10 protein-coding genes are annotated in these 10,596 nt (G+C 70.6%); 5 read left to right on the top strand and 5 right to left on the bottom strand.

The annotated features are described in order from the left end of the window. A partial coding sequence (locus ACWELJ_RS31120) for an SWIM zinc finger family protein (RefSeq protein WP_452369664.1) occupies window positions 1-1,645 on the bottom strand: 1,645 nt, incomplete at its 3' end. A 187-nt stretch (window positions 1,646-1,832) separates the two neighbouring features. On the opposite strand from ACWELJ_RS31120, the gene ACWELJ_RS31115 reads away from it, so the two are divergent. After that, window positions 1,833-2,132 carry a SelT/SelW/SelH family protein gene (locus tag ACWELJ_RS31115; RefSeq protein WP_452369663.1) on the top strand — a complete coding sequence of 100 codons (300 nt, stop codon included), beginning with the start codon at window positions 1,833-1,835 and terminating at the stop codon, window positions 2,130-2,132. On the opposite strand, the gene ACWELJ_RS31110 is transcribed toward ACWELJ_RS31115, so the two are convergent. Further along, window positions 2,129-2,350 (bottom strand): FmdB family zinc ribbon protein, encoded by a 222-nt coding sequence (locus tag ACWELJ_RS31110; protein ID WP_452369662.1) that lies wholly within the window; start codon window positions 2,348-2,350, stop codon window positions 2,129-2,131. The two genes, ACWELJ_RS31115 and ACWELJ_RS31110, sit on opposite strands and share 4 nt — an antisense overlap. 130 nt (window positions 2,351-2,480) lie before the next feature. Between ACWELJ_RS31110 and ACWELJ_RS31105 the strand changes: the two genes are divergently transcribed. Beyond that, a complete protein-coding gene (locus ACWELJ_RS31105) occupies window positions 2,481-4,040 on the top strand; it encodes a carboxylesterase/lipase family protein (RefSeq protein WP_452369661.1) in 1,560 nt (519 codons plus the stop codon). A 31-nt stretch (window positions 4,041-4,071) separates the two neighbouring features. Here the strand turns inward: ACWELJ_RS31105 and ACWELJ_RS31100 are convergent, their stop codons facing one another. The 3 genes from ACWELJ_RS31100 to ACWELJ_RS31090 all read right to left on the bottom strand — a co-directional run bounded on the left by ACWELJ_RS31100 (window position 4,072) and on the right by ACWELJ_RS31090 (window position 7,642). Next, the gene (locus ACWELJ_RS31100; RefSeq protein WP_452369666.1) at window positions 4,072-5,367 is read right to left on the bottom strand and encodes a cytochrome P450; all 1,296 of its coding nucleotides are present in this window, start codon (window positions 5,365-5,367) and stop codon (window positions 4,072-4,074) included. Between the two features lie 113 nt (window positions 5,368-5,480). After that, a complete protein-coding gene (locus ACWELJ_RS31095; protein ID WP_452369660.1) occupies window positions 5,481-6,197 on the bottom strand; it encodes a TIGR03089 family protein in 717 nt (238 codons plus the stop codon). Beyond that, entirely contained in the window at window positions 6,185-7,642 is a 1,458-nt protein-coding gene (locus ACWELJ_RS31090) for an LCP family protein (protein WP_452369659.1), read from the bottom strand. Before ACWELJ_RS31090 ends, ACWELJ_RS31095 begins: the two co-directional genes overlap by 13 nt. Window positions 7,643-7,918: 276 nt before the next feature. On the opposite strand from ACWELJ_RS31090, the gene rfbD reads away from it, so the two are divergent. The 3 genes from rfbD to ACWELJ_RS31075 form a co-directional block, all read left to right on the top strand. Further along, window positions 7,919-8,833, top strand: a complete 915-nt coding sequence (rfbD, locus tag ACWELJ_RS31085; protein ID WP_452369665.1) for a dTDP-4-dehydrorhamnose reductase — start codon at window positions 7,919-7,921, stop codon at window positions 8,831-8,833. Continuing rightward, window positions 8,830-9,750 carry a glycosyltransferase family 2 protein gene (locus ACWELJ_RS31080; RefSeq protein ID WP_357087136.1) on the top strand — a complete coding sequence of 307 codons (921 nt, stop codon included), beginning with the start codon at window positions 8,830-8,832 and terminating at the stop codon, window positions 9,748-9,750. Before rfbD ends, ACWELJ_RS31080 begins: the two co-directional genes overlap by 4 nt. A 60-nt stretch (window positions 9,751-9,810) precedes the next feature. Next, window positions 9,811-10,596 (top strand): nucleotidyltransferase family protein (locus ACWELJ_RS31075; RefSeq protein WP_452369658.1); only part of this gene is annotated, 786 nt, incomplete at its 3' end.

Below are 10,596 nucleotides of genomic sequence, written 5' to 3'. Positions count from 1 at the left end.
GCGATCGCGGACTGCTCCAATAACTTTCGACCGGTCGCCGCAACAGACCCGGGTCGATCGACGCGATGGCCGCCGTCACCCGCGGCCCGATATCCCCGCGCTCACCGGCACGGGCGGTGACGCCGCCGCGAGCGAAACAATCCTGCAGCGCGATGGATTCCAGCAGAACGACCGCCGGATCCCCGCTCAACGTGGTCGCGGCCGAGGTGACGGGCGAGGCCAATCCCGACAGGTCCGCCTGCCGACGTGCCGTGCCCACCAACGCCGCCGACACCAGCTCGGCGCTACCGGCGTCCTCGATACCGCCGCGGACCGGGTTCGGAGTCCCCAGCGCCACACCGACATCCACCATCACGCCGTCGGCGAGCGCCGCGACGGGAACCAGCCCCTCCACGGTCCATTCCGCCAGCAGCGTGACCGCATGCCCGCCCGACAACCCGAGCAGCCGCCACGGCTCACCCTCGGTCGTCGACACCGGCAGCGCGTCACCCCCGGATTCCACGATGTCCCAACCCTTTTCGCCCCGAACCGGAACCACATCGACCAGCAGCACCGGCCAAGACCGCAGGAACGGATCGGCTCCCAGCGCCCGCGCCTGCTCATCCAGAGCGGCGGCGATACTGCCCGGCCGCGAGTCCGACCGCGGGATCGTGGTGAAGGGTTCGGGGATGTCCTCGTGGCGGTCGCCCCAGACCGCGCGCAAAGGTGCGGCGGCGGGGTAGAAGTGCAGGTTCGCGTCCACCTGGAAGCCCGGGGCCGGGGTGTCGTTGGGGAACGCGGGACTGCCGTAGTGGTGGTCCAGGATCAGTGCCCAGCGACCCGAGGCCCGGCCGCGCAACCAGACCCGGCGCGTGTAGAGGCCGTCCTCGGTGGTGGTGCGGACGCCCAGCACCTGCCAGCGGTCGCGGACGGCGGGTTCGGTGCGGACCGAATCCGCAGGCGTCTGATAGCCGATGTGAGTGCGCACGCTGGCGCGCAGGCCGGGGGAGAGCTCGTCGAGGCGGGTGTGCGCGGCCGCCAGCAGGTGCAGCCTGGCGTATTCGCGCAACAGTAGCCGGGGCCAGTCGGAATGGCTTGTGGCGAGCGGCAATTGGCGCAGCGTGGCGGCTACGCCGGGGGCCTGCGCGTCGACCATGCGCGCGGCCACGGTCTCGAATGCGCGCGGCGAACGGTCGGACTGGGCCAGGCCGGTGCGGACCTGATCGGTGAGCCAGGTGTCCAGGTCGGCCAGGCCCGCGGTGACCCGGGCGCGACGCTGATCGGCGGTGGCCCCGGAACTCGCGGCGGGCTTGGCCTCGGGCGCGGCCTGCTTCGCGGCGCGGGCGGCCCGGCCGCCCAGCCAGTCGGCGGCGAAATCGCCCACGGCGTCCGCGGCCGGCACCTCGCCGGCGCTCCACGACAGCAGCAGCGACAGGGCGTGCTTGCATGGGAACTTGCGGCTCGGGCACGTGCACTTGTACGCGGGTCCGGCCAGGTCGACGATGGTTTGGTACGGGCGGCTGCCGCTGCCCTTGCACAGCCCCCACAGCGCCGTGTCGTGAATTCCGGTGCCGCTCCACTTGCCGCGCAATTTGCGGGCGGCGGTCAGCGACGCGGCGTCCGGTGCGAGCGAGCCGATGTGATCGGCGGTCCAAGCGGTGGTCATCCATCCCCCTTCCTCGGTTGCCACATTTCTATCCGAGGGCACCGACAACTCCGGGCGTCACACCGCGGCCGGGCCGGATGCGGAAGTCGTTCCGCCGCCGCCGATTAGGACGATGGGGGCGGTCCGTACCGAAGGCCCCCGATGGGTGCGGGCGGGGCTGTCGGTGGGGCGGGATAGGGTCGCGGACATGCCTCGCGTAGCGATCGAATACTGCACACAGTGCCGCTGGCTGCTCCGCGCGAGCTGGATGGCCCAGGAGTTGCTGACCACCTTCGCCACCGACCTATCCGAGGTCGCCCTGGTCCCGGGTGAGGGCGGCGTCTTCCGTATCACCGTGGACGGCGAGCAGATCTGGGAACGCAAGGCCGACGGCGGTTTTCCCGATATCGCCCTGCTCAAACAACGCGTCCGCGATCGCGTGGCCCCGGATCGCTCACTGGGCCACGCGGACAAGAAGGCGGACGAGAACGCCGGACCGGCGAGCTAGCAGCAGCCCCCGCCACCGCAACAGCCGCCGCCAGCCGGCGGGGCGGGCATGGACACCGGGGCGGCGCCGCCCCGGCTCACGGTCCCGAAGGTGGTCAGCAGCTTGACGGTGTCGTCATGGCCGCCGGGGCAGGTCGCGGGGGCGGACGCCTCGGCCATCGGACGGGTCAGCTCGAAGGTGTCGCCGCAGCAGCCCGTTGGGAGGTATGGGCGTGGCATCGATACGCATAGCTCGGCACCCGGCCAGCGTAGACCACCCGGCCGAGCTCGGGCGGCGCGCTGGCGATGATCGCCCGGCGACCCGCGAACCACCAGTACCCTCGATTTACGGAGTACGAGGAGGTGTCGTATGAACACTCGGACCTTCGACGCGCGGACCGAACGCGATGACGTGCCGGTGGCACGGACGGTGTACGGCGAGGTGTCCGGCGCCGTCAGCGGGGCGGCCGCGGTCTGGCAGGGCATTCCCTACGCCGACAGCACCGCCGGTCCCCACCGCTTCCGATTGCCGCGACCCCCGCAACCCTGGACCGGCGTCCGCGAATGCGTGCGCTTCGGCGACGTCGCCCCGCAGACCCCCGGCTTCGTGCCCGTCGACGCCAGCCTGCGCATGGGCGAGAACTGCCTGTGGCTCAATGTCTGGGCCCCCGCCGCCGCCACCGGCGAACCCCGCCCGGTCATGGTGTGGCTGCACGGTGGCGCGTACTGCCTGGGTACCGCCGCCCAGGCCATCTACGACGGCCGCCGCCTCGCCGAGGCCGGTCAGGTGATCGTGGTCGGCGTCAACTACCGGGTGGGCGCGCTGGGCTTCCTGGACCTGTCCTCGCTGGGGGAGGAGTTCGTCCCGAATCTGGGCCTGCATGACCAGATCGCCGCCCTGGCCTGGGTGCGCGACAATATCGCGGCCTTCGGCGGGGACCCGGGCAATGTCACCGTCTTCGGCGAATCCTCGGGCGCGGGCTGCGTGACCGCACTGCTCACCTCACCGCTGTCGGCGGGTCTGTTCCAGCGGGCCATCGCCCAATCGCCGCCCGCCACATCGGTTTTCGGTCCGGAACGGGCCGCCGTGGTGGCCAAGCGCTATCTGGAACTGCTGGAGCTGACTCCCGATCGCGCGACCGAGTTGCTCACCATGCCCCTCGAACGCATGGTGACCGCCGCCGGAGCCCTGTTCGACGAGGTGCCCGCGCGGGAACCGGGCCGCCTGGCCGCCGCCCCCGTGGTGGACGGCGTCGTGCTGCCCGGCTACCCCAGCGAGCGCTTCCAGCAGGGCCGATCGCATCGGGTGCCGCTGCTGATCGGCACCAACAAGGATGAATCATCGCTGTTCCGGCTGCTGCGCTCACCGATCATGCCGGTCACCCCGGACGCGGTGAACGCCATGCTGCGGTCGGTCGCCGCCGAGCATCCGGGCCTGTCGCCCGAGCGGGTCGCCGAGTTCGCGGCCGCCTACGCGGCGGGGACGCCCCGCGGCGCGATGATGATGTCGACCGACGCCGCGTTCCGGATGCCCGCGCAGTGGGTGGCCGACGCGCACTCCGCGCACTCGCCGACCTGGATGTACCGGTTCGACCACGCCACCCCGATGCTCAAGGCGGCCCGGGTCGGCGCCGGCCATGCCACCGAATTGCCTTATGTATTCGGCAATTTCGGCTCGTTCGACTACGACCCGACCTTCTGGCTGGGCGGACGCAAAGCGGCGCAGGAGGTTTCGGGCCGGGTGATGCGCCGCTGGCTGGCCTTCGCCGAGTACGGGGTGCCCGCCGCCATCGACGGCTCCAAGCACTGGCCGCCCTACAACGCCGCCACCCGCACCACGCTGGTCATCGACAGCGTGGACCGGGTCGTCGACGATCCCGACCGCGACCGCAACACGGTGTGGGGCGACGACGTCGTCGGCTTCTATTGAGCCGCGAGCGATCCCGCCCCACCACGACGGGCTACACGGTGGCGGTGGCCCGGCGGCCCAGGTGGACGGGCATGTGCGCGTACCCGTGCAGCGTGTAGAGCGGGCGGCGTTCGGGCTTGCCCGCCAGCGTCAGATCCGGGAACGCGTCGAACAGCGAGCGCAGCGCGTACACGCCCTCCATCCGGGCCAGGCTCGCGCCCAGGCAGGTGTGGATGCCGCTGGAGAAGGTCAGGTGCTCCCGGGCGTTCGCGCGGGTGATGTCGAACCGATTGGGGTCGGTGAACTGCTTCGGATCCCGGTTCGCGCCCGCCAGCGACATCACCAGGACGCTGCCGGCCGGCAGCCGCTGATCGCCGACCTCGGCGTCGGCCAGGGCGATGCGCGCGGTCATGGTGACCGGCGGGTCGAAGCGCAGGATCTCGTCGATCGCCTGCGGCCACAGGTCCGGATCCGCGCGCAGCATGGCCAATTGCTCCGGATGCGACAGCAGCTGGACCACGCCGTTGCCGATCAGGTTGACGGTGGTCTCGAACCCCGCGCCCATGAGCAGGCTCGCGGTCGCCTTCAGCTCGCGCTCGTTCAGCTCCCCGGCGGTCACCAGGCTGGACAGGATGTCCTCGCCCGGGGTGGCCCGCAGCTTCGCCAGGTGCTCGTTCAGGTACTCGTCCATCACGCCCATGGCCGTGTACGCGTCCCGCCAGGCCCGCCACGAGATGCCGATGTCGAGCAGCGGGCTGGCGGCGTCACCCCAGCTCAGGAACTCGTCGCGGGAGGCCTGCGGAAAACCGAGCATCTCGGTGATGATGGCGATCGGCACCTGCTGGGCGAAGGCCGCGATCAGATCGGCCGAGCCCTCCGGCGGCAGCTCGTCGAGCAGTTCGCTGGTCACCGACTCCACCCGATCGCGCAACCGGCCGATGGCGCGCGGGGTGAACGCCGCCGACACCGATTTGCGGATGCGGGTGTGATCGGGCGGATCGATCATCAGCATGGACGGCGGCTCCACCGGATTCGGCGGCGTCTGCGCCCGCTTCAGGCGATCGCGCAGCCAGGCGGGCATGTCCACGCCGTCCGGGCCGAACGCGCCGAAGCGATTGTCGCGCAGGATGGTGCGGATCAGTTCGTAGTCGGCGCTGGCCCAGGTGTAGGGGTTGTGCACCAGGCGGCCGCGAGCCCGGATGTCCTCGATCAGGGGGTACGGATCGTGGAGCGCGTCCGGCGTGGTGATCAGTTTCGCGAACGGAATGTCGCGGCGGGCCTGCAGGCGCAGCCCCCAGCGCGGGGTACCGTGCTCGACCATCCATCGGGCCCAGTATCGAGGACTCATCATCGCGGGACTCCCTCGTCATCGGATGATTCCACGGTACGTACACGCTTGCTGTGGATAAACATCCCGAGGCGGGAAAGTGGGCTCCTACCGCGGTAGGAGCCCACCGGTCGTCAGCCGCGCTGAACTGTGACTCGCTCCGACGCGACGCGCCGCTCCTGGGCGGCCGGGTCGGGGTTGGTGACCTGGACCAGGGACGCGCCCGCGGCCAGTACCGCGACGAAGCCGTCGATCAGTTCGGCGGGGGTGTCCCAGGACGTGGTGGACAGGACCCGGTCCTCGGCGGTGAAACCCTGGCGGGCAGCCGATTTGCGGGCCTCGTCGAGGACGGCGGAGACCGAGGTGCCGTCCAGGGCGCAGCCGATGCCGTGCGGGCGGAACTGGTCGCCGTGCACCCGCACCGAGGTGGCGTAGTCGGTGACGCCGACCGGCAGGTCGCGCACCGGCATGCCCATGGGGTCCAGCGAGAGCGCGGCGACCTCGGCGATGCCGTCGGCCTCGTCGATCCGGTCGGCGGTCACCAGCGCCAGTTCGGCGTCCGGATCGGCGTGCAGCACCACCTCGACGCCCGCCCACCAGCAGCCCAGCAGCACCGCGGCGGTCTGCCAGTGCGCCGGCAGCAGGACCGCCACCCGGGCGCCGGAGGACAACCCGAATTCGTCGCGAATCATATTGGCGGTCTTGGCCGCCCAGTTGGCCAGGGTGAGCGCGGACAGTTCGATGCGCGCGCCGGTGGCGTCGTCGTAATAGGTGATGCGCGGCCCGGCGGGGTCGCGGGCGAGGATGGGGTCGAGCACCGCTTCGGTGAGGGTCTCGTTCAGTTCACGCATTTCGGTCCGTTCGTGCCGGCGTCGATAGGTGGGGCTGGGGGCACGGGCGTCGCGGTCGCGCTTCCGGAGAAATCGAACGTGACGCTGCCCTTCGCCGAACCCGGACCAGAGTAGTCAGTCGCCAGCACCACGCGGACCGAACCCTCGGGCAGGCCCGGTTCCGCCATCACCGGCAGCCCGCCCAGCGCCTGCGCCACCGCGCGCGCCTTGGCGTCGCCGCCCGAGGCGGCCAGCACCCGGCTGCTCTGCACCGGCCCGCCGATCCAGTTGTCCACCGTGCCGGTGCGGAAACCCTTGGCCGCCAGCGCCTGTGCGGCCTGCCCGGCCAGGCCGCCGGTGCCGGAGGCGTTGTAGACGTCGGCGGTGACGGTCGACGGGTCGATCCCGCCGTCGCCCTTGGTGTCCTCGTCGTCGTCGCCGACCGCGGCGGTCACGTACTTGTGCACGGCGGCCGGATCCACCCGGACCACCGATTCGCCGTTGTCGGTCCAGCCGTTGAGGTCCTTGACCGGAATGGTCTCGAACTTCACCTCGCCGCCCGCGAGGTCCTGGAGCTGGTGCAGGAAGCTGAGCACGTCCCAGTCGTCGTCGAGCACCACGGTGCGGCCGACCGCGTCGCTGAGCTCCTTCAACCGGGTCGGGCTGGCCAGTACCTTGGCGCTGAGCACCTGGTGCACCAGCTGCGCCATGTACACCTGCTGGCGCACGATGCGGTCGATATCGCCGCGCGGCAGATCGTGGCGCTGGCGCACGAAGCTCAAAGCCTGTGCGCCGTCGAGCTTCTGCTTGCCCGCCGGGAAGTCGGCGCCCGAGAGTGGTTCGTCCACCGCGTTGTTCAGGCACACGTCGACCCCGCCGACCGCGTCGGTGAGCAGTACGAAGCCCAGCAGCCCGACCTCGGCGTAGTGGTCGACGGTGATGCCGGTGAGCCCGGCCACCGACTTCACCAGCGCTTGCCGCCCGGCCTGGGTGGAGCGCTTGTCCGCCTCGGCGGGGGAGACGCCCTGATCGATCAGCTTCTGCTGCAGGGTCGACTTGGTGATGCCGTACGCGGAGTTGATCTTTCCCTTGCCCAGGCCCGGGATGTCCACGTAGGAGTCGCGCGGGATGGAGACGGCCACGGCCGAACGGCCGTTGTTGGGCACCCGGATCAGGATGATGGTGTCGGTGTTGAGCCCGCCCTCGCCGTCGTCGCCGGCGTGCAGCATGGCCAGTTCGTCCTGGGTGAGCGGATTTCCGTGCGCGTCGGTGCGCGAGTCGATGCCGACCATCAGAATGTCGGTCGCGCCGTCGGACTTGCCGCCGCCCAGCCCGAGATTGCCGATCCGCTCGATGCCCGACACCAGCTGGTCCACGCTGTGCCAGCCGAGTCCGGTCACCGTCAGGGCCAGCACCGCGGCCAGGGCCGCCAGCACCCGCCCCGGCCCGCCCCGCCGCGGCCGCATCGCTGATGGTCGGGACCCGCGCGGCACGGATGCCCAGGCACTCTCCGGCAACCGACTGTCCTTTCCGAACTCGGCCCATTGGACCCCGGCACACGAGGTCGCATCGAATGGGTTACCCCCACCCTGCAGGCTAGTGGCGGTAACCGTTCAGTTGCCGTAGCCCGGACTCCGTGAGTCGTGCGATGTCGCCCGATTACCACCGTCTGTCCGATTGAATCCACAGGTCGTGACGGGTTCGCGAGGTTGCGGACGTGGCGTGCCACACTGACAGCCGTGATTGCCGACGACGTGAGCCCCGCCACCGGACAGCCGCGCCACCGGACCGCCCGGCTGCTGGTGACCGGAGCGCGCGGCCAGCTCGGGCGGGCGCTGACGACCCTCGCCCCCGGGGCCCGCGGCCTGGCCCACGCCGATCTCGACATCACCGCCACCGACGCCGTGCGTGAACTGGTGAAACCCGGTGACGTACTGATCAACTGCGCGGCCTACACCGCGGTCGATCAGGCCGAGTCCGAGCCCGAGGCCGCCTTCGCGGTGAACGCCACCGGGCCGGGCGTGCTGGCCCGGGTGTGCGCCGAACGCGGCGCCCGGCTCATTCACGTCTCCACCGATTATGTGTTTCCCGGCACGGCCGCCCACCCGTACGAACCGGACGATCCGACCGGACCGGCCACGGTCTACGGGCGGACCAAACTCGCTGGGGAGCAAGCGGTTCTGGAGTTTTCGCCGGACGCGCGTATCGTGCGGACCGCCTGGGTCTACACCGGTGTCACCGGTGATTTCGTGGCGACCATGCGGCGGCTGGAGCGCGAGCGCGACACCATTACCGTGGTGGACGATCAGATCGGCTCACCTACCTACGCACTCGATCTCGCGGCGGGTCTGCTGGAACTCGCGGGGAGGCTGGGGAGCGGCGTCGACACCAAAGTGCCCCGAATCCTGCACGCCACCAATGCCGGACAAGCCAGTTGGTTCGAGCTGGCGCGCGCGGTCTTCGCCGGCCTCGGCGCGGACCCCGACCGCGTACGGCCCTGTGGCACCGAGGATTTCCCGAGACCCGCTCCGCGCCCGGCGTATTCGGTCCTTTCGGGCAATTCGTGGGCCGCGGGCGGTCTGTCGCCGCTGCGGGACTGGAAGCCGGCACTGAACGACGCACTGGCGGCCGTCTCCGACTATCCTGGGCCCCCGTGAGCCCCTCGGATTCTGTCGGACAGCCCCCCGCCGCGGCGAAAAAACCGCAGCTGGCAGTCGTCACGGTGACCTACTCGCCCGGCGAGCACCTGGAACACTTCATCAGCACCCTGGCCATCGCGACCGGTGAGAAGCCGCAGGTCATCCTGGCCGACAACGGCTCGGTCGACGGTTCGCCGGAACTGGCCGCCGAGGCCAACGCCCACGTGCGCCTGCTGCGCACCGGCGGCAACATCGGCTACGGCGGCGCGATCAACCGCGCGGTCGCCGAGATCGATCCGGACATCGAGTTCATCGTCATCGCCAACCCGGACGTGCGCTGGGGTACCGATGCCATCGACGAACTGCTGGCCGCCGCCCGCCGCTGGCCGCGCGCGGGCGCGCTCGGCCCCAAGGTGCTCGAGCCGGACGGCAGCACCTACCCGTCGGCGCGCTCGGTGCCGGGCATCGCCGACGGCGCGGGCCACGCGATCCTGGGCAGCATCTGGCCCAAGAACCCGTGGACGCTGCGCTACCGCCAGGACAACGAGGCCATCTCGGAGCGGTCGGTGGGCTGGCTGTCGGGTTCCTGCCTGCTGGTGCGCCGCGCGGCCTTCGATTCCATCGACGGTTTCGATTCCCGTTACTTCATGTACATGGAGGATGTCGACTTCGGCGACCGGATGGGCCGGGCCGGCTGGCACAATGTCTTCGTGCCGTCCGCCGAGGTCACGCACGCCAAGGGGCATGCCGCGGGTCGTCACCCGGAGACCATGCTGCCGGCGCATCACGCCAGCGCGTACCGTTTCCAGGCCGACCGGCATCCGCACTGGTGGCAAGCCCCACTTCGGGTGGCACTGAAAGCTGGACTTGCGGTGCGCTGCAAACTTGCGGTTCGATCCGCACTGCGCGAACGAGATCGAAACGGCTCTGTTTAACATTTGGGGCGGTTAGGATCTGCGGTCGCGTATCACTGACCACCTGACACAGGGGAGAAGATGGCGAACAGCGGTAACACCGCCGGGTCCACGGACGCGGTGATCCTGGTCGGAGGCCAGGGCACCCGCCTGCGTCCGCTGACCTTGTCCGCCCCCAAGCCGATGCTGCCCACGGCCGGACTGCCGTTCCTGCAGCACCTGCTCGCGCGCATCGCCGACGCCGGCATCACCCATGTGGTGCTCGGCACCTCCTACAAGGCGGAGGTGTTCGAAGAGCACTTCGGCGACGGCTCCGACCTGGGCCTCGAGCTCGAATACGTGACCGAGACCGAGGCTCTGGGCACCGGCGGCGGCATCCGCAACGTGCTGCCGAAGCTGCGCGCCGACACCGTGCTGGTGTTCAACGGCGACGTGCTCGGCGGCACCGACCTGGGCGGGGTGCTCGAGACCCACCACACCTCCGGCGCGGACGTCACCCTGCACCTGGTGCGGGTCAGCGACCCCCGCGCCTTCGGCTGCGTCCCCACCGACGAGAACGGCCGGGTCACCGCGTTCCTGGAGAAGACCCAGGATCCGCCGACCGACCAGATCAACGCGGGCTGCTACGTCTTCCGCCGCGAGTACATCGAGAAGATCCCCGCCGGCCGTCCGGTCTCGGTCGAGCGCGAGACCTTCCCGTCCCTGCTCGCCGAGGGCGCGCACATCCAGGGCCACGTGGACGTCTCCTACTGGCGTGACATGGGCACCCCCGAGGACTTCGTGCGCGGCTCGGCCGACCTGGTCCGCGGCATCGCCCCGTCCCCGGCGCTGCCGGGTCAGCGCGGCGAATCGCTGGTCCACCCCGGC

It is taken from the genome of Nocardia sp. NPDC004582, assembly GCF_053602115.1.
This window is presented reverse-complemented; position numbering and strand designations above follow the sequence as displayed.